Raw genomic sequence first — 19,007 nt, forward strand, 5'->3', positions numbered from 1 at the left:
CCGTGAGATGGATGCCCGCCCCAAAAAGTGCGGCTTCATGGACCCCATCCAGCCGGTCGAGTTGCTCAAGTATTTCTTGAGGTTGTTCGCAGGCAACATTCAGAATACGGTCTTTCATGATTGTTGTCTTTAATTCGCGCGGCGTGCCAAGAGCGACCATCCGCCCACGATAAATCATAGCCAAACGGTCACAATATTCCGCTTCTTCCATGTAATGGGTAGTGACAAAGACAGTGACCCCTTTAGACGCCATGTCATCGATTAAATCCCAAAATCGTCTGCGGCTTAAGGGGTCGACGCCGCTGGTGGGTTCGTCTAGGAAGACAACAGGCGGTTCATGGAGAACGGCGCAGGCCATGGCGAGCCGTTGCTTCCAACCGCCGCTGAGGATGGCCGCAGGGCTTTTGCGCAGCTCCCGCAATCCGGTCATCTCGAAAGCCCAGTCTTTTCGCGTTAGGAGGCGTTGCCCCGACAGTCCATAGATCCCGCCGTAGAAATTTATATTCTCTTCTACCGTTAGATCTTCATACAGCGAAAATCGTTGACTCATATAACCGATGTTTTTTTTGATCATCTCCGGTTCTGTGCATACATCGAAGCCTGCCACGGTGCCGGAACCTGATGTCGGTGCCAACAACCCGCACAACATGCGTATGGTCGTGCTTTTACCTGCGCCATTGGGTCCTAAAAATCCAAATATTTCTCCTTTTTTTGTTTCGAAACTTACCCGATCCACAGCGGTAAATTTTCCAAAGCGCCGTGTTAATTCAGTTACACGCACCGCCTTCTCTTCAGAGAGACCGGTTAAGTGCGGCGTCCGGTGATCCTTTTGAAGAGAAACAGGGACGTCTTCTTTTTTATCGGAAGTCAACACATCCACAAACACATCTTCCAAAGAAGGCCGTTTTTCTCCTAAATATTCGGTCTCCAGATTAAAAGATGATGCTAAGGTCAGTGTCTGCTGACGGGCCTTCTCTATGTCTTCAGTCACCACGTGCACCTGGGTTCCGTAAAGATCAATATTATTTTCCGGCATATGCGTGCGCAGCACAGCGCTTAACGCCCGCGCCTGAGGGCTATGAAAAGCAATCAGCTTAGCTTTCATCAGCCCTTTGATTGCGGAAGGCGTACCTTGTGCCAGCAAAGTTCCTTCATTCAAAAGGGCCACGCGGTTGCAGCGTTCCGCTTCATCCAAATAAGCGGTACTCACCATAATAGCGACCTTCTCTTTGAGCATTTGATACAGAATACGCCAAAAATCGCGGCGGCTCACAGGATCCACACCATTGGTTGGCTCATCAAGAAGCAACACTTTTGGGCGATGAATTAGGGCACAAACCAACTGAAGTTTTTGTTTCATGCCGCCGCTCAGTGCCCCTGCAAGGCGATCTTTAAAAGGACGCATATAGCTGAAATCGAGTAAGCCATAGATCTTTTCTTTACGTCCCCTCCTCGGGACACTATATAAATCCGCGTAAAAATTTATATTTTCTAATACGGTCAGATCTTCGTACAGCCCAAAACGTTGACTCATATAGGCAATATTGTTTTTCACGCCTTCTGTTTGGTTTTGCGTGTCAAAGCCCGCAACCGACGCCTCTCCCGCGTCGGGATCCATGATGCCCGCGAGCATACGCATGGTGGTTGTTTTGCCGGCGCCATCAGGGCCCACCAAACCAAAGATCTCGCCGGGATGGACCTGAAAGGAAATATCTTTGACGGCGGCAAGGGCGCCAAAGTTCTTTTTTAATCCTAGGGCGTTTATGGCAGGAAAAGAGGGGGTCATTGGATTAACTCAAGAGCAGCATCTGCAGGCATACCGGGCTTCAATAAAAGATCTTCATTTTCAAGGCTTATTTTTATGCGGTAGACGAGCTTGACCCGTTCCGTCGTTGTTTGCACCTGTTTGGGCGTAAATTCTGCCTCGTCAGAGATGAAGGTGATGATTCCCTTAAATGTACGTGTAGGCCAGCTGTCGCAGCGTACTTCCGCCTCTTGTCCCAGTCGAATTTTGCCCAAATCCGTTTCATTCACATAAGCACGTACCCAGGGGTGCTTTAAATCACCGAGCGACAGAACGGGCGCTCCCGGAGGGAGGAATTCCCCCGCTTCCGCTGCTTTACTCATGATCATGCCCTCAAAAGGTGCTTTTATTTCCGTATCTTCCAGTACTTGACGCGCCTGATCAACCAGCGCTGCGGCGGCAGTGTGTTTGGCACGTGCTTGATCAATCTGCTCCTTCCGTGGTCCTTCGCGCGACAAATCGAAACGTTCTTCAACCTGTTTTAGGGCAGCCCGCGCCTGTTCAATCTGTTCTACCCGAGGCCCCTCTCGGACAAGGCGCAGCCGTTCTTCCGCCGCTTCCAAGCGTTCTGCCGCCATTTTAGAAAAGGTGACAGCCGATTCATACTGTTGTTCAGGGATGGCTTTTTCTTCCAATAATCGGGTAAATCTTCCCGCGTCATTGGCGGCACGTTCCGCTTCCGCCCGCAGCATCTTCACTTCCGCCTCGGCACCGGCTATCTCTTGTACCCGTGATCCCGCCTCCAGTTCATTGAGCCTAAATTGTGCTTGTTCCATGGCGGCACGTGCCGCTTCCAGTTCCTGAGGCCGGGTTCCTGCTTCAAGTTCTGCCAGAAAGGCACGGGCAAAGGATTCATTTGCTTCTGTTTGAGCGAGCTGGATCTTTTGGTCGGCGGCATCAAGACGCGCCAACACTTGTCCTTTAACGACTGTCTCTCCTTCATCGACTAATCGTTCTTGGAGTCGTCCGGGAATCTTAAAGCCCAGCTGCGCGTCGGTGATTTCTATATTACCCGACAACACCACCATACCCGAATTGGAATTATTGGTGATAACACCATAATAATAAAACGCTCCTGCGGCGGCTGCAAGCACTATGAGCGCCGGAATGAGTTTTTTCATAAAAGAATCTCCTGCGATGTGAACATATAATCACAATAGTTTATTTCTAGGGTGATGTAATCCCTTTCAAAAAGGTATTCCACGCATGGTGTAGATGTTGAAGAATATCAAAGCCGCCATCACTCAGAAAAAGCATCATAATGGCCGGTTGGAACAAGCTCAAATACATGACTGACAGGTACTGTAGATCCAATTCCTCACGCACAGCTCCTTCTTCCTGTGCCTTCTTTAGCAAGGCGGCAATCTCTTCCAGATAAGCAGTCAGGATTGCATAGAGACGCGCTTTCCGCGCCGGGTTGCCAATCCATACCTGATCCGAAAACAATAAACGGGGTATGGCATTGAATTCCAAGGCCATCTGTATATGGAGTTTCAATAATTCACGAAGACTCTCCAGACCGGACACTTCTAAATCTCTCACTGTTGCGACCATATTTAACAAGCGTTTACCGATCCTGTTGATGGCGGCATCCAAGACCTCTTCTTTTCCGGCAAAATGCCTATATAATGCCGAGGTGGCAAGATCCAGGTGTTGGGCAATTCGCTGCATGCTTAAACCGCTTAACCCATGGGTGGCGATGACATGCAGCGCCGCCTCTGCAATCTGTTCTTGTCTAATGTCTGTGCTTATTCTTCGTTGCATCGTATATCTTTCTTATGTGAATTTATATTCACATAATAACATAAAAAAAGAGAGCGTTCAATTTATTTAACAAAAAGGAACGCCCTATCGCGCCTGCGCCGGTAGCCTTTTATTCGTCAATCTCAGGAATTAACCGCTCGTTTTTATCCATGGGCCGGCTGTTCCAGAGTATTTCTTCGAGATTAGGCAAGGATGGCGTGGTGTTTTGCAAGTACCATCGGTCTCCTTCTTTGCGCCAACGACAACGTAACTCAGCGCCTTTGTGCCGTGGGATACGGACGAGCCCGTCATAGCCGAAAGGCTGGTCGTCACGGCGCATGGCAACACAAAATAGCAGCATGGTGACATCAACGCTTCCCGTTTCTTCATAGAGGTCAAAGTTCCAGTTTCTGATTTGTCGGAGCAGAAATGTTTTGTTGTTCCGTCGGAACCACCATTTCCAAGCGCGGCTGACATACTCCCGATGAAACCCATTGGCATCCTCATAGCCGGCGGCGTAACAGTTTGTGAGCGCCCGCCAATCCATGGCAAGATAGGCTTCTTTAAAAGCGTCCATCTGCAACACAATTTCTTCGGCAATATCACGGTAGGTATCGGGTACGTCGGGATAGGTTGGAAAAATGAGTTGAGTGTCAGGGCGGTCATCGACCTCTTCTACTTTAGGATGAACACGCGCTTGTTGATCACCGTCATAAACGATGGAGACATCATGTTCACTGCCCGTTTCACTGAAAACCAGATAGTCCAGATAATTGACCGTTCCTGTCTTCGGCCGGAGGGTGGTTGTTTCCGCCGTAATGGAATAGGTGCCGGCATCCGCCTTGTTTAGGGTGCAAAAAGTGTCACTCGTCTCAAGGAGAGGTTGCAGCGCAGACAGCGTCCGTGTCTCAGTTTCGTCTTCTACACGATGTATAAAATACCGCTTCGCGCCGGGATCCTTTTCCCAGCTTAATTGCAGTCCGCGATCCGCTGTTACTGTCGCATCAATTTGTTGCACAGGGCGCGGCAACAATAGACGATAGCCCTGCCGTTCATAGAGATTTTCTTGACTGTGCATAACGTAAGAATAGCCGTTGATAGAACAGTGCCAAGCCTCTTTTGTATCATTTTTAAAATTGATACATTGCTTCAACTGCTCCTCCCATGCTTCAACAGAATGCTGTTGTCCTGCTTCAAAAATACAGGTGTAAGGAGTCAACCATTCTTCGGGCGTGTCGGGCGCTAAGAGCGGTACAAACCAATTGCTTTTGTTGGGGATTAATTCGAATTGAAGCATGGGTTCCCAAAGCCCGTAGAGGGCGCGTGCCAAATTACCTTCGTCGGAAATCCAATCTAAGTCGTAGAGATTATGATGGAACTCGTTGATATCTCGTGCCGGGCTAAGCCGATAGGCAGCCTTGGTTTTCTCTTGTACCTGTTCGCGGTCGGGAACCATTTTCTTATAGATGATTTCGCGTAAGGTCGGCAGGATGGCTTCCTCCCAGCATCGGTTATTTTCATAGTCAAAAAGATCCCAATAGGGTTCGAAACTGTATACGTCTGCGCCCATGGCAGCGCCTTGCATAATCATGGCGCGATACAGCGCCGCCGGCATTTCGCTCGGATGTTGATGATCGCCGAAAAGACCGGGGCCGTTCATAAAGCTGCTTTCGTACCACCATGATTGCGGTTCAATGCCCCAATGATTCGTATAGCCGCCCAGCCATAAGCCCCATACACTGGTTTGCCGTACAAGATGCCGAGGCTCGATGAATTCATTGACGGGGATCACATAATCAGGGTAACGCTGCATCATTTCCAAGAGCGGTTTGTTCAGAACGTCTGCGGCGATATGGGTCCATTTGAGTCCTTGTAAAACGATTAGAATATGGCGATTATGTTGGACAGCCAATTCAATCATGTCGCAACTGTAGCGGACATGGGGCGAATAAGCGTAACGTTCCACATTGAAGGGGGTGTAATATTCGAATTGCTGTTCGGAAAGCATCACACTGCGTATGCAGGAGAATTCTTGCAGGAGCAGTGCCACATAATTGGGTTCAAAAACATATTCGTCGTGAGGATCTGCTGCTTGCAGACTAATAGGAACATTTTGTTTTTGTGGTTCATGGAGAATACGCCTCAATAATTCGAGCCGCAACGCTGCATCCCTTACGCGCAGCTCGATCTGCAATTGACAATAAGGCTTGAGATCTTCCGGAACGAGTCCCCATACCCGTGTTATTTCTGCTCCGTGTCGGTCCGCTTCCTCATAGCGATCTGCTCCTTCTGCCGCAGCGTCGCTATCGCGAAAAGCGGCGGAAGTTTGCAGTAAAATCAGGGGATGCGCTGCAGAAATGAGAGGAAGTGAGGATGGGGCAGGATCCGTATTGAGAGCGGAGCATACGAAAAAAAACAGTAACATCACGGTTTTATTCCTTCGCTTAGGTCTTTATAGCCTATTGAGGACATTGCTTTCTGTTGTGGAAAGAATCGTTGAACAATTCATTTCGATGGGAGGAAAAAATCAGGTGCCATGATTCATCCGAAAACTTTTGTTCGTCAGACTTTTCTTTGCAGTGATAAAAATCATGCTGTGAAGAAGTGTAACATAAAAAAAGAACTAAAATTTAGAGCTATAGAAAAGCTGTCTCAATCATAGTTTGCCTCAGCGGTTATGAAAGGGTCATACTCTATAGAGATCACACCGTATCACAAAGGCTTAACCAGGGAAGTTTTCATTCATGCGCATGTCTCAACTATTAGGTCAACGATATAAAGAACGGCCTGTGGATGCCGCCTGGGAGAGCCACGCCTTTCTTCTGAGAGGGGCTTATATGAGACTGCAGACCCATGGCGTCTATACATTTTTGCCGCCTGCCATCCGGGTGCTGCAGCGTATAGAAGGAATTATTCGTGAAGAAATGATCGCTGTAGGCGGTCAAGAAGTATGCCTGTCCCCCATCATGGACGAGGAAGGATTGCGGCAGCCGTCAGATGGGGCATCTTTTCGTTTTCAGGACCGCGGTGCGCATGCCCTCGTATTAAAGGATAGCCACGAGGAAGCCTTTGTTCGTCTTTGCCGACATGAAATCAATAGTTATACACAATTGCCCTTGATGGTGTATCAGTTTCAACGTGCCTTTCGTGATGAGGCGCATTGTCGGGGCGGGCTCCTTGTTACACGGGAACGAAGCATGAAAGAGGCTTGTTCCTTTCATGATTCGCAAGCAGATCTGGATCACTATTACATGCGATGTTACCAAGCCTATCAACGTGTTTTTTCGCGTATAGGCATAGCTGAAGTGGTGCCTGCCCTTGCCGCGCCCGGCATTAAGGAAGGGGATGCGGCGCATGCTTTTATTTTCCTTACTGAATCGGGAGAAGATGCCATTGTCTCTTGTGACCAATGCGGGTATCTTGCCAAACAAGAAGCGGCAACAGGAAGGATCACCTCTTATCCCGAGGACCCGCTTCCCCTCGAAAAGGTTCACACACCTTCTAAAAAGACCATTGAAGAAGTATCGGAATTTTTAGGTGTCCCAACAAAAAAGACAGCGAAGGTTGTCTTTTACGAAAGTCCTGCATCAGACCAACTCACCGTCGTTTTGATTCGAGGTGACATTGAAGTCAACGAAACAAAACTTGCTAAAGTGACGCAGCGCTTTCTCATCCCTGCGGTCGATGAAAAGATCGATGCCATCGGGGCCGTGCCGGGTTTTGCCTCCCCTCTGGGGCTGGATCCTCGGGCGTGTCGTATTGTCGTTGATGCGAGTATTGCCGCGTCAGGGAATCTTATTTGCGGTGCCAATGAACCTGATTATCATTACTTGAATTTTAACCTTGCCAGAGACTTGCCCGAAGCCGAAGTGGTGGATGCGGCGCTCATTCGGGAGGGCGACGGATGCCCCCTATGTTCTGCTGCGCTCCAACTGAAACGGGGTATTGAACTCGCCCGTATCTTTCAAGTAGGAGACGTCTACACCAAAGCCTTGATCATGAATTATCATGACGCGGCGGGCGTGCTCCGTGCCCCGCTCATGGGCAGTTACCGCATCGAAATCAACCGCGTGTTCATGGCGGTGATCGAAGCGAGGCATGACCGCTACGGCCCGAAATGGCCCCTTCCTGTGGCGCCTTGGCAGGTGCATCTCTGCGCGCTGAAAATGAAAAACGATGTAGTGAAAGAAGCGGTTGAGCGTTTATATGAGCACTTAAAGCGAGCAGGGATTGAAGTGCTCTTTGATGATCGCGATGAACGGCCGGGCGTACAATTTGCGGAAGCCGACCTCTTGGGCATCCCCATACGGCTCATTGTAAGTGAAAAAGGACTGAATAATCGTGAAATAGAGTATAAACGACGTGATCGCGATGAGAGCGGCTTGATCTCCCTTGAGCAAAGCATTACCATGGTTCTCAAATGGATCCATGAAAGCGAGGAAGGAGACGAAGAAAAAGATGTCTCTTAAGGGGCGCTAAGATCCACGTGTTGAAGTTCACCATAATTGTTAAAGAAAGTAAAACAACTATAAAGGAGTGATCATGACATTTTCCATGCGTACCGTTTTAAGTCTATGTGTGTGCCTTGTTGCTGCAACTTTTATCGGGGCAGAAGAAGTGGCGGTACCTCAGTTTCAACCCCTCTTTAATGGTGTCGATTTAACAGGATGGATAAATGTCAACACGGCGGAGGATACTTGGTCTGTACAGGATGGGTTGTTGGTTTGTTCAGGTCGTCCGATTGGCGTCATGCGCAGCGAAAAACAATATGAAAATTTTATATTGCATATTGAGTGGCGTCATATGGAAGCGGGAGGAAATTCCGGCGTCTTTGTGTGGAGCGAGGGCACGGTGCCTGACGGGAAACGGCTGCCCGCAGGATTGGAAGTGCAAATGCTTGAACTGGATTGGGTCAATCAGCATAAGGATAAACGGGGCAACTTACCCCCCATCGCTTACGTTCATGGTGAACTCTTCGGCGCCAATGGTGTGAAGACCATTCCCGATAACCCTCGGGGCGAACGGAGCAAATCTTTGGAAAATCGCTGTCTCGGCAAAGGGGAATGGAACGTCTATGACGTGGTGTGTGTGGATGGTGTGGTGAAATTGGCGGTGAATGGCAAGTTTGTCAACGGCATCCGTGAATCGACACGAAAAAAAGGCTACCTCTGCCTAGAATCGGAAGGCGGCGAAATCCATTTTCGCAATATCCAAGTCCTTGAACTGCCGCCCGGTATTACCAGTGCCGATGAATGCGCGCCCGTTGTGGAATGACAAAGAACTACCCTATCTTGCTCACCTTTGCGTTGCACCCTTGCCAACGATAAAAGCCGAAGCTTAGCGTTGCGCGACTATGAGCATCTCAAAATCGTTGTGGGTTAATACTTCGTTTCTGGAGTAAGCGCCCAGTTTAGCGCCAAATATTTCTACCTGCTCATAGCCCAAACTGTTTAGGAGCCATGTTATCTCAGAGGGCATATAATAGCGCTCATTGCAGGCCATCTTTTTGGTGTTCCCATCATCATCTACAAATTCCATATCATAACAATCGCGCAAAGTCATCAGACTAAAGCGGGGCTTTTCTAGCACGTCGTGATCTTTTTTGAGCAGCGACTCCATAGTACGGCACAGGGGATATAGTCCGTTGAGTGTTGTAAAGATTAGTTTGCCGTGCTCCTTCAAGGCTCGGGTAATCCCTTTGAGAATTTCAAAATTCATGTCGTCAGTTTCCATCAAAGGAAATGCGCCTTCGCAGAGCATAATGGCGGCGTCAAATTCATTATGAAAATCCAAGCTGCGCGCATCCTGTTTGCGAAAATCTATGCGTAGGTTTTCAGTGTTGGCTTTTGAACGCGCCTCTTTCAATTGTGCTTCTGATAAGTCGATGCCCGTCACCTTATAACCGCGCTTGGTTAATTCGATTGCATGGCGGCCGGTTCCGCAGCCCACATCCAATATGCGAAAGGATTTGTCGAACTGAAACTCAGCTTCGAGGAAATCACACTCCCCCGCTGTTCCTTGCGTGAAGGCTTCACGGTCATAGCTGCGCGCAAAGTTTTCGAATAAGACTTCATACCACTGAGCTTCACCCATAGGATTCTTTTCTCCGTAAATTGATTGGCTGCTTGGTTTGCAATAGAAGCGAGATTTTTATTATTTTAAACTACTGCAACTCGTTTACCACAGTATGGATCAAGATCACGGACATTGTTTTTTCAGCTACGAATATCTCGATTCTCTTTTATCCCGGAGAGTATGCTACTCTGAGTCAGTTATTTGGTTCAAGGATAGCCTTTTGATATCAAGTTATGGTCTTTCGCCTATGAATCATCATGGAGAATACGTATGAAATTTGCAACGGAATATTTAGAATTCAATACGCGCAAGAAGCGAGAATATATCAACATTACCCGCGAGGTCGCCGATGTGGTGCGGAAGAGCGGCATCCAAGAAGGAATGGTGCTTGTTTCCGCGATGCACATCACCGCCGGTGTCTATGTCAACGATGCTGAAAGCGGTTTGATTGAAGATATTGATGAATGGCTGGAAGAGCTGGCGCCTTTCAAATCTGATTATCGGCATCACCGCACAGGAGAAACCAACGGCGATGCGCATCTGAAAAGCCTGCTCGTGCATCACGAAGTAATTGTGCCTGTGACGGCAGGACGGCTTGATCTGGGTCCCTGGCAACAAGTTTATTATGCTGAATTTGACGGATTACGAAGAAAACGGCTGGTAATCAAGGTCATGGGAGAATAATAGTGGGCGTACACCGCTCCATGAGTCGTAGATAATGAAGGCCTTTAACAAAATAGAAATGCACCTATGGGTCTAGCCTGGTTTATAAAACGCCGGAAGGCTTTGCTTTGGTTGGCTGCCATCGTAATCTGGGCCGGTGTTTCTATTTTTGCCGCTTCCTTCCATCATCATGAACCGGGCGAAAGTTGTCAAGAACTCAATTGCCCCTTTTTTCATGTGTTGTTGAATATTGCCGCCTTTTGTTGGGTTCTCGTTGGGATCTTGTTGCCGGAATTGTCGCGGCTCCCCATTCGTTTTTTCACCACCTTGTCTTCTCTTATGCAGGCATTCGTAATTCCTGCGCGGGGACCGCCCCACACTCCTTTCGCTTAAATACCCATCATCATGTGTATTTGACCGGTGTCATCGCTTCAATTCATTTTAATCAACGACAGGAGTGTCTTTATGAAAATACGACCGGGCTTTACGTTAATTGAATTATTGGTGGTCATTGCCATCATTGGTATTTTAGCAGCCATCCTGCTGCCCGCACTTTCACGGGCACGCGAAGCAGCACGCCGCAAGTCGTGCCAAAATAACCTCAAACAGTTGGCTGTCACCTTGAAATTATATGCAGATGAATGTGCGGGAAACTATTATCCGACCATAAAAAGCACCCATTGCGACAACGCGCCTATACACGGGCTGTCGTTCATCATGGACATGCGCCAACTCTATCCCAACTATTTAACGGATTATAGTGTGCTCATCTGTCCCAGTTCCCCTTATGTTGATACACCGGAACAACTCTGGGATCACGGCAATAATCCTTCTTCTCTTTGGCAGGAAGCCTACGAAGGGGGACATTTGCCGGAAGCCGGCGACGGCGTGGTTCAGCCCTGCGAGGTATACGAGCATCCCTATATCTATAGCGGCTGGGCATTAAGTCCCACGCTGTTGTCTTCAAAAGCAGCATTTGAACGTTTGGAAGAAGAGCTGTTATCTGAGACGGCGGGGTTGAAACACCGGCTTTATGATAACCCTTTTCTCGCTCATGAAAATTGGATTTTAAATGCGCCTTTATCGGATAGTCAGACATCTGCCGTGATCTATCGTTTTCGTGAGGGAATCGAACGCTTCTTCATTACCGATGTGAATAACCTTTCTGAAGCTGTGCAGGCGCAGTCCACCTTGCCGCTCCTGTGGGACGCTATAGCGGGAGAGGCGGAAGGCGTAGCTCATTTCAACCATGTGCCTGCCGGATCCAATGTCTTATATATGGACGGTCATGTGGCGTGGCTCAACTATATTCCGGATGGTAATGTCAGTGCCGAAAACTTGGGAAATTCTTTTCCGGTAAATGGCGCTGCTATGATCTTGCATGAAGCAACCCACGCCCACGATCATCATGAACACTGATTCAATATGCGGGCAATGTCTCAGTCTTGAAAGGTCTAGGCTTAATAAGCAAGAGTTTCGTAAAACTTTTGTTCCCCTTAACGGAGCGGATGGATTCGTGTTAAAGTTTGTTTTTCAGTATGCACTGCCTTTCGGTATATAATCTTTATCGGGCTTAGGTTCCTTTACGTTAAGGTGGTAGGGTGAGAGAAATTGCCAAATGCGGCAGCGCCTTGCTATCGCGCCTAAGCCCTGTACAGAAGGATTGATACTCTTCACGATAGAAAGGTATGGTCATGAAAGAAGCGCGTGTAGACGGCACAGCAAAAGCGTTGGATGCTCTCTATGAATTTGAACGGGAACCTGTTTCAGAAGACAAGTTGCAGCCGGGCAAATACTTTGCCGGTCTTTTTGCCGGAGAGCATGTTGCCGGTACTGAGTTTGTAATCGGTGCTATGTTCGTTCAATGGGGCGTTCGCCCTTTTGATATCGTTGTGGGTTTGTTATTGGGTAATGCCCTTGCCGTACTGACGTGGACCTTGCTTTGTGCGCCCATTGCCGTGAGCACAAGATTGACTCTTTACTGGTATCTGCGCCGCGTCACCGGACCTTTCATGACAACGATTTACAATATTGTTAACGCTGTCATGTTTTGTATTTTGGCGGGCTGTATGATTACCGTCTCAGCCTCCGCCATACGCATTCCTTTCGGCATTCCCGAGCAAACACAATGGTATCCCGAAGATTTTCGCTTTGTAATGGTCGTGTTGGCCGTCGGAGCCGTCGTGACCGTATTGGCTATTCTAGGCTTTAAGCGGCTCGCTCAATTCTCGGTAGTCTCTTCGCCGTGGATGTTCGCCATGTTTATCGCCGGCGCTGTCGTGCTCCTGCCGAAACTGGCATTGCTCACCACGGAAGTGGGAGAAATCCGGAGCATCGGTGATTTTTGGCGGCTCATGGGGCTTTCCGTCTGGACAGGACCGGAGGGCGTCGCCTCGCCCATGTCCTTTTGGAAGGTTGCCGCTTTTGCATGGATCTGTAATCTGGCGATGAACGCAGGACTGTCGGACATGGCAATCTTGCGCTACGCGAAAAGCAGTTGGTACGGGCTCTATACCGCTTTTGGCGTATTTTTGGGCCACTACCTGGCTTGGATTTGCGCAGGCATTATGGGCGCTGCCACAGCCTTGGCGTTACAGCGCACCATGACCGAAATCGATCCGGGCACTCTTGCCAATTATGCTTTGGGTGTTTCCGGAATTATCGCTGTCGTTCTGGCGGGATGGACTACCTCCAATCCTACGTTGTATCGGGCGGGACTCGCCATCCAAACCATTACGCCCGGTTGGGCGCGGTGGAAAGTAACGCTGGCCGTGGGTGTGGTCACCTCTATTGTGGCGTGTTTTCCCTTTGTATTCACCAAGCTCTTAGATTTTGTGGGCTATTACGGTATCATTTTAATGCCTGCAGGCGCTATTGTGTTTGCCGAGCATTGGTTATTACCGAAGTTGGGCGTCCAACGCTTTTGGGCAACCCGCGGCAAGCGAACCATCAGTTGGCCTTCCCTTTTGAGTTGGGGCATAGCGGTCGCCGTGGCAGTGACCCTTCAACAAACGGGCATTCTTCATTTGTTCTTCCTCTTCGTCCCCATTTGGGTGTTGACGGTCGTGCTGTACCTTGTTTTTGCGTTGATGGCGGGAGCAAAGAATATATCGGACACGACCGAGGAAACAGGGCTTGACGAGACGCCCGCTCCGGCAACGCAGCAATCGGTAAACAAGGCATCCGAGCCCGTCGATGCACTTACAAAGATTGCGGGGCTCGTGTCCTTGCTCAGTCTTATTTGTTGCTTTCTCTGGCCCTTGTATATCCTCTACCACGGTGTTACGGGCTATGAGGATCGTTTCGCCTTCTTTAAAGCAGGGCTCATTTTACCGACCATCTTGTATTTTGTTGGCGGTGTGTTCTACCTGTCGCGGCGCGACAAAGAGCCCGCTGCATCCTAAGCTCTAGAGAGCGCTGAGGGTCTCCCCCGGTGCTGATTACAGCAAGCCAATCGCGGCCCATGATTCTGTTTCATGGTGCGGTTGGCTTTTTTATTCCCCTATCGCGAAAAGTAAAATTATGGGCTCCGCTGTTTTATGTGCCTGTAGCACGGTCAAACCACGCGGTCTCTACTTTGGGGATGGTTGATAAAAGAGAATGCACCATTTCGGGAGATAAGGTGTCAAAGAGCGCTATCCCTTCGCTAATGGTACGGATGGCATAGTTGCCGCCTTCAATCTCCGTCGTGGAGTAGGCGTCTCTTCGTATTTCCATGGCGCCCACAATATCGGTGAGTACAGAAAGACTTGTTTGCAACAAGCTGCGCTCGTTGAGAAGTTCCATGAGCGCGACAATATCGTCTACGTAAAGAAGGAAGCGTTCTCGGCCCACATCGAGCATAGCTTGTGTGACGGAAGCATCCATAGATTCTGAGTTATGCGTTTCTCGCCGTTTTACCAAGGCTTCCGTCATGGCTTTTTCTAAACTGCGCGTCGCTTCAAAAGTCTTTATAAATAGTTTCCCTATATTGACGGCCTTGGGTAAATTTCTGCCGAAACGGAAGAGGGACTTTAAGGCGACCGCTGTAAGCGGAGCGAGACGCATGGCGTTGTTGAGCAGTTGTTGTAATTGCTCAAAATATGCGTCTTGACGGCAGCGTTCCTCCCACTCTGGAAAGAGGCGATGAATCAGAAAGTGATGGACTGCTAACAAGGTGTGATTGGGCACCGAATCGAGACTGTGAAAGGAACGTAGGTTTTCCAAGCTGTATCGAAACTTCAATGATTCACGAATGAAATCATTGACGACCAAGGTTAAGGGATCATCGAATGATTTTGAATGTGGCATATTGTTTTTCTGCAGGACCCCATGTGGGAACCACTTTTTCTACAGCCGCCCAATCAGAGCCCCGTCCACACCATAGGAGCATGGACTCGAGAACAGTCCTCTCCCCTTCAAAGAGGGCTTCCACGGTACCATCGGAACGATTTCTTACCCAACCGATAAGTCCATGTCGTCGTGCCTCATTTTGAGCGGCGAAGCGAAAGCCAACGCCTTGAACCCGACCTGAGATCACTACATGTAAACTTTCTGTCATGAAACTATCAATCCGAAGAACCAAACTCCTGTCGATATTGAAGGAACCGGGTTCTGAATTCAGGGAACGCAAGGGCGATAACCGTGTTGCATGCGTTGAGTGCGAATTCGCTGTCCACGTTTTCAATGCTGGGCTGTAACAGCGTAATCATGCGCGTTTGCCCGAGGTCAGCCATTAATTCAAAGATTAGGTTGGTGATGTTGTCATTGTCGGAGCGGAGCAGTTCTTGGAAAACGGCCATAGCCGATGAGTCTCCGCTTTCGAGCAGCGCCTTGGCATTACGCGCACGATAGGTGAGATTCTCTTCTGTGGGATCTTCCCGACGGAGCAGGCGGTTTTGCAAAAATTGCGTTGATTCCCAGTCTCCTGACGGTGCCAAAAGTAATGCCGCTTCCGGAAGCAGTGTCGGGTATTGATGGCTGAGGTCTTTTAATTCTTGTAAGCCTGCGGGATCCCCAATTCTGAATAAGGTTTCCGCCAGTCGGAAGCGTGCCATGCCGTCGGCATCTTGCAGACGAAACTTTAACTGATCCACCACTTGCGGATCCGACAAGAGGGACAGTCCGAAAATGGCGGCTTTACCTTTTTCTTGATGCAATTCAAAGAGCATATTAATAAGTTGCGGCTCAATTTCCGTGACCCCAAGACGTGCAAGGGCACGTGCGGCAGGAGCCGATAATTGGACGGCACGGTCATTGAACATAACCCGAAGCAAGGGAACGGCCGCGTTATTCTCTGTCAATCCCGATATGCGCGCAGCCATAACACGGGCGTTACGATTTCCGCCGTCCAGTGCGTGATTGAGCAAGGTATCAGAGACTACGTCGCCGGCGAGATAAAGGGCAACAGACGCCCGCAACTGCGTTTCAATATCATTGGACTCTGCCAGTTGCCGCAGGTAATTATGGGCTTCAACATTTTCGTCCAAAGCTAAAAGGGTTGCCGCTTGAATCTTAATGCTCTGGTTATCGGCGGAGTCATTAAAGATTTCGCGAACGCGCATCCACGCGCGTTCGACAACGCGCTGATGTTCCGGGCGCAGCATTTTAGCTTCCAAAAGGACTGAGCGTTTTTGCTCGACGACGCCTCCTTGTATTTCAATTTCCTGAATAGAATCGCGCATATAAGGGATAGCGTCACCATTGGGAGCAAGCACAATGATCCGATCCGGTTGCACCTCTAATAGCTTGAGGTTCGTGTCACGGGCATTGGAATCTTTTAATACAACAGTGATCATTGTGGGCGTACCTACAATTTCCGAAAGACTAATTTTGGTGTTTGCGCCGGTTATGGGGATATCTGCGGCCGCGGCAAACAACGGCAGGGTTGCACAGGCGATCAGCAGGGAAAATAAAATACTTGTTTTCCGCATCAGGGGTTACTCCTCAACTGGTTGGTTGTACTGTATCTTTTGGGGGTAATCAGTATTGTGGTCTTGATTGTACTGGTTGTATCGGGTTCTAAGTCAAACCCAAGCTCTTCAATTATAGGGGTATTCACGAATTAAAGGACTGGAATTACTCTTTCTTTTTCCCTTGATAATTTTTGGTGGGGCCGGCTTCCACATGAACATTGACATCGCCGTTATGTTCAGGTGTAATGGGACGCTCCAAAGCGCTTTCTGCATCTTTACCACCAATACCATAGGATGTTAACAGCAATTCTCCGTCGGGGCTAATCATCTTTACAATCCCTGTCGGACGAATCTCTTCATTCACCCACACATTTGTTGTTTCTCCTCCCGATTCAACAACAAAGTGCTCCGCCTCCAAATCGCCGGCGGGCGTGGCTAATTGTTCCATACCGTTGCTGGTTCGTGTTCCGTCTGCAGCCGGTTCTTCCATGCCCTCAAGTATATTCAAGGGCAGGGATTCCGGAGCGCCGCCTCCCTCACGTACCATGATTTCATGGACATTTGCAGGCGAAGAAGCGGGACCGGTCAAGAGCATTTTATAAATGATTGGAAAACCGATTTCAGGCAATACTTCCGTTTCCAGATAATATCCGGTCTTTCCTTTCAGCTCTTTTTCCCCCACGATGGCTTGGCGCAGGAAAAGTGTTTTACCGCTTTCGGTATCTTTGACTTCATACCAAGCGTAAACACCCACTTCAGGCTTGATTAAGGAACCGGACAAAATATCAGAGAGCACCCCTTGTGCGGATGCCGTCCAACTTAATAATAGCGTAACTGTCAGCAACATAGAAAACCGAGACACTGTGATTCCTCCTGTCTCTTCCAAAAAACAGTGGCTTGCCCCATTTCTTTAGCAAAAGCATAGGCAAACCAGACACCATTCGGCAGGAAAATATCCCACCAAATCGACAAAGAACGATGTAAGTACATCGCATCAAAGACTGACGACAGTATAACACATAACCATATTCTTTTAAGAATTTATACGCTAATATTATTCATTTGTAATGGGGAGTTTTAGTTTGACAGCAGTCCCATATCCGATTATTTCCGCCGCGCCTGCCGAAACATCGGATGTTGTCAATCGAAACCCGATAACTGCGTCAGCATTCATTTTTATAGCCTTCTCTCTAATACGGTCATAAATAGATTCTGTGGCTTTTTCAAGCATCTTTGTATAGCCGGGAAGTTCACCTCCAACAGACCAATTTTTAATACTTGCAAATACATCGCCTACAATTGACTTACTTAAACAACAGCAGGCAAAAACTGAGCCAATGGGGATGAAGGTTGAGCCTTCAATGAAATCCACTGTTAATATCGGCATTGATTCAATCGTCTTCATTTTCTTCTACCGTATTGTTTTGAGTTTCATTTTCAAGAATATTTTGCTTTGGAGTCAAAGATTCTACAACACGCGGCGCTGGATCTGGGATAGTTTCAGTTTGGATTGTTCTCTTTTTAAAAGGAGCGTATATTATTCTCAAGGATTTAACGACAACAATCAGCATGATAAATAGGAAAACTAATGTAATAAGTCCTACTGACAAAATCCAAACCCAGTTTACTGTTAAACCTATCTTTTTTAGAAAACTGTAGATTCGTTTTGAGAAAGGAAATTTATTGACCCATTGTGCGAGTTGGACGTCTTCAGGTGTATAGAGATCTTTTGCCGGAAAGCCTTCTTTATAGAGATCTAATGCTGACCTTGCAGTCTTCCGATTTAGGTCTCCGGATTCTTTTGTTACATAGGCATCCCAAATACGAACACCATCCAAGCCATACTCCAAGTAAATTGAAGTTATATTATCAGAGTCAAGTAGTGATTCCGCAAATGATTCGAATGATTCATTGCATTCTTCCCGACGGTAAGACGCGACGGCTAATAGTGCATCAAGACGGTTTTTATCGTTATATCGTTTCCACTCTATTTCTGACCAAATCCCTAAACATGCAACCGTGAATTTATGGTCTTTTTCAAAAGAAAGTGATAGTGTCTTGCAAATATTTTTATCAGATATTAAAGGCAAAATTTCGTCAAGCCTTAGGTCTGATTCTCCAAGCTTTTTAAAAAGGTCTTTATTATTACTAATTATCTCCAAGACGCTATTTACTACACCGCGGTACTCCATACCGGTTTCTAGTAAAATTAACAAACCTTCTTTGGCAATTTCACTCGATTCAGGTTCAAGCGTTTTAAATGCCGGACTCGCTTCTCTCCAACTAACCGTTGTATTCTCCTGAAGCATTCGGTTTATTCGGTCTGTTCCTATTTTATCTGCTGTAATTAAAAATTCCCTCCCTGCAGCGTTATATTCATTCAAAAATACTGAATCGCCTAAGGTATGTATCAAATGGCGGAGAGCCGTTTTATCAGGAGCGTTCCGTAAAATATCAAAGAGTGTATCAATAGGGCTTATTTGAATCAGAGAAGCTTCAAAATGTTTTTCAATTAAACTTAAGTTTTCAGTCACTTCAGCTATATTACGTCCACGTTCTTTTTCTTTTTCTAAATATTCATGCACATTAGGAGAGATAGATATTATTGTTGCAACTTCCAACACCTTATCTACTTCATTTCTGCATTCATTCGACCATTTGTTAAGTAATTCTCTAATTGAAGAGGTCATGTCATCTTTGAAAGACTTTTCATCTTCGTTTATCGGCGATGTCCACAATGTTTGCGGTTTACCCCGAAATTAGTACCACTGTCTTAAGTGGAATCTGTATCCTTTAAATGGTCAAAAAGAAAGGATGCAGATGGGCAA

At 47.8% G+C, this 19,007-nt stretch carries 17 protein-coding genes; 6 read left to right on the forward strand and 11 right to left on the reverse strand.

Going from position 1 to position 19,007, the window contains the following annotated elements:
* The 4 genes from GX117_09815 to GX117_09830 form a co-directional block, all read right to left on the reverse strand.
* The coding region (locus GX117_09815; GenBank protein NLO33632.1) for an ABC transporter ATP-binding protein at positions 1–1,786 on the reverse strand (1,786 nt) is incomplete at its 3' end.
* Positions 1,783–2,925 carry an HlyD family efflux transporter periplasmic adaptor subunit gene (locus GX117_09820; GenBank protein NLO33633.1) on the reverse strand — a complete coding sequence of 381 codons (1,143 nt, stop codon included), beginning with the start codon at positions 2,923–2,925 and terminating at the stop codon, positions 1,783–1,785. The genes GX117_09815 and GX117_09820, both read right to left, overlap by 4 nt.
* 46 nt (positions 2,926–2,971) lie before the next feature.
* Positions 2,972–3,568, reverse strand: coding sequence for a TetR/AcrR family transcriptional regulator (locus GX117_09825; protein NLO33634.1), 597 nt, complete (start codon positions 3,566–3,568; stop codon positions 2,972–2,974).
* Between the two features lie 109 nt (positions 3,569–3,677).
* Positions 3,678–5,975, reverse strand: coding sequence for a hypothetical protein (locus GX117_09830; GenBank protein NLO33635.1), 2,298 nt, complete (start codon positions 5,973–5,975; stop codon positions 3,678–3,680).
* A gap of 316 nt (positions 5,976–6,291) precedes the next feature.
* Here GX117_09830 and proS point away from each other — a divergent pair, with 316 nt between their 5' ends.
* Together proS and GX117_09840 are read left to right on the forward strand one after the other, a co-directional pair.
* Positions 6,292–8,016 (forward strand): proline--tRNA ligase, encoded by a 1,725-nt coding sequence (gene proS / locus GX117_09835; protein ID NLO33636.1) that lies wholly within the window; start codon positions 6,292–6,294, stop codon positions 8,014–8,016.
* 85 nt (positions 8,017–8,101) lie between these two features.
* Positions 8,102–8,821 (forward strand): DUF1080 domain-containing protein, encoded by a 720-nt coding sequence (locus GX117_09840; protein NLO33637.1) that lies wholly within the window; start codon positions 8,102–8,104, stop codon positions 8,819–8,821.
* Positions 8,822–8,884: 63 nt separating this feature from the next.
* Here GX117_09840 and GX117_09845 read toward each other — a convergent pair whose 3' ends face one another.
* A complete protein-coding gene (locus GX117_09845) occupies positions 8,885–9,640 on the reverse strand; it encodes a class I SAM-dependent methyltransferase (GenBank protein NLO33638.1) in 756 nt (251 codons plus the stop codon).
* Positions 9,641–9,892: 252 nt separating this feature from the next.
* Between GX117_09845 and GX117_09850 the strand changes: the two genes are divergently transcribed.
* From GX117_09850 to GX117_09865, 4 genes are all read left to right on the forward strand, one after another.
* Positions 9,893–10,306: a YjbQ family protein gene (locus GX117_09850; GenBank protein ID NLO33639.1), complete on the forward strand. Its 414-nt coding sequence runs from the start codon at positions 9,893–9,895 to the stop codon at positions 10,304–10,306.
* A gap of 66 nt (positions 10,307–10,372) precedes the next feature.
* Entirely contained in the window at positions 10,373–10,678 is a 306-nt protein-coding gene (locus tag GX117_09855) for a hypothetical protein (protein NLO33640.1), read from the forward strand.
* A gap of 72 nt (positions 10,679–10,750) precedes the next feature.
* Positions 10,751–11,704 (forward strand): DUF1559 domain-containing protein, encoded by a 954-nt coding sequence (locus GX117_09860; GenBank protein NLO33641.1) that lies wholly within the window; start codon positions 10,751–10,753, stop codon positions 11,702–11,704.
* Between the two features lie 275 nt (positions 11,705–11,979).
* Complete coding sequence (locus tag GX117_09865; protein ID NLO33642.1) at positions 11,980–13,689, forward strand: nucleoside transporter; 1,710 nt, start codon at positions 11,980–11,982, stop codon at positions 13,687–13,689.
* Positions 13,690–13,822: 133 nt separating this feature from the next.
* Here the strand turns inward: GX117_09865 and GX117_09870 are convergent, their stop codons facing one another.
* From GX117_09870 to GX117_09895, 6 genes are all read right to left on the reverse strand, one after another.
* On the reverse strand, positions 13,823–14,575 hold the full coding sequence (locus tag GX117_09870; GenBank protein ID NLO33643.1) for a hypothetical protein: 753 nt from the start codon (positions 14,573–14,575) through the stop codon (positions 13,823–13,825).
* Positions 14,550–14,825 (reverse strand): acylphosphatase, encoded by a 276-nt coding sequence (locus GX117_09875; GenBank protein ID NLO33644.1) that lies wholly within the window; start codon positions 14,823–14,825, stop codon positions 14,550–14,552. The genes GX117_09870 and GX117_09875 overlap by 26 nt, the downstream gene beginning before the upstream one ends.
* Positions 14,826–14,832: 7 nt before the next feature.
* Entirely contained in the window at positions 14,833–16,197 is a 1,365-nt protein-coding gene (locus tag GX117_09880; GenBank protein NLO33645.1) for a hypothetical protein, read from the reverse strand.
* Positions 16,198–16,342: 145 nt separating this feature from the next.
* Positions 16,343–17,041 (reverse strand): hypothetical protein, encoded by a 699-nt coding sequence (locus GX117_09885; protein NLO33646.1) that lies wholly within the window; start codon positions 17,039–17,041, stop codon positions 16,343–16,345.
* A gap of 192 nt (positions 17,042–17,233) precedes the next feature.
* Positions 17,234–17,584 carry a YbjQ family protein gene (locus GX117_09890; protein NLO33647.1) on the reverse strand — a complete coding sequence of 117 codons (351 nt, stop codon included), beginning with the start codon at positions 17,582–17,584 and terminating at the stop codon, positions 17,234–17,236.
* Positions 17,571–18,869: a hypothetical protein gene (locus GX117_09895; GenBank protein ID NLO33648.1), complete on the reverse strand. Its 1,299-nt coding sequence runs from the start codon at positions 18,867–18,869 to the stop codon at positions 17,571–17,573. Before GX117_09895 ends, GX117_09890 begins: the two co-directional genes overlap by 14 nt.
* Positions 18,870–19,007: the final 138 nt, after the last annotated feature.

Source organism: Candidatus Hydrogenedentota bacterium, assembly GCA_012523015.1.
GTDB lineage: Bacteria > Hydrogenedentota > Hydrogenedentia > Hydrogenedentales > CAITNO01 > JAAYBJ01.

Excerpts from the sequence above, each read along its gene's own strand:
- GX117_09820 (NLO33633.1), bottom strand. The coding sequence starts at position 2,925 with ATGAAAAAACTCATTCCGGCGCTCATAGTGCTTGCAGCCGCCGCAGGA.
- GX117_09825 (NLO33634.1), bottom strand. The coding sequence starts at position 3,568 with ATGCAACGAAGAATAAGCACAGACATTAGACAAGAACAGATTGCAGAG.
- proS (NLO33636.1), top strand. The coding sequence starts at position 6,292 with ATGCGCATGTCTCAACTATTAGGTCAACGATATAAAGAACGGCCTGTG.
- GX117_09840 (NLO33637.1), top strand. The coding sequence starts at position 8,102 with ATGCGTACCGTTTTAAGTCTATGTGTGTGCCTTGTTGCTGCAACTTTT.
- GX117_09845 (NLO33638.1), bottom strand. The coding sequence starts at position 9,640 with ATGGGTGAAGCTCAGTGGTATGAAGTCTTATTCGAAAACTTTGCGCGC.
- GX117_09850 (NLO33639.1), top strand. The coding sequence starts at position 9,893 with ATGAAATTTGCAACGGAATATTTAGAATTCAATACGCGCAAGAAGCGA.
- GX117_09855 (NLO33640.1), top strand. The coding sequence starts at position 10,373 with ATGGGTCTAGCCTGGTTTATAAAACGCCGGAAGGCTTTGCTTTGGTTG.
- GX117_09860 (NLO33641.1), top strand. The coding sequence starts at position 10,751 with ATGAAAATACGACCGGGCTTTACGTTAATTGAATTATTGGTGGTCATT.
- GX117_09865 (NLO33642.1), top strand. The coding sequence starts at position 11,980 with ATGAAAGAAGCGCGTGTAGACGGCACAGCAAAAGCGTTGGATGCTCTC.
- GX117_09870 (NLO33643.1), bottom strand. The coding sequence starts at position 14,575 with ATGCCACATTCAAAATCATTCGATGATCCCTTAACCTTGGTCGTCAAT.
- GX117_09875 (NLO33644.1), bottom strand. The coding sequence starts at position 14,825 with ATGACAGAAAGTTTACATGTAGTGATCTCAGGTCGGGTTCAAGGCGTT.
- GX117_09880 (NLO33645.1), bottom strand. The coding sequence starts at position 16,197 with ATGCGGAAAACAAGTATTTTATTTTCCCTGCTGATCGCCTGTGCAACC.
- GX117_09890 (NLO33647.1), bottom strand. The coding sequence starts at position 17,584 with ATGAAGACGATTGAATCAATGCCGATATTAACAGTGGATTTCATTGAA.
- GX117_09895 (NLO33648.1), bottom strand. The coding sequence starts at position 18,869 with ATGACCTCTTCAATTAGAGAATTACTTAACAAATGGTCGAATGAATGC.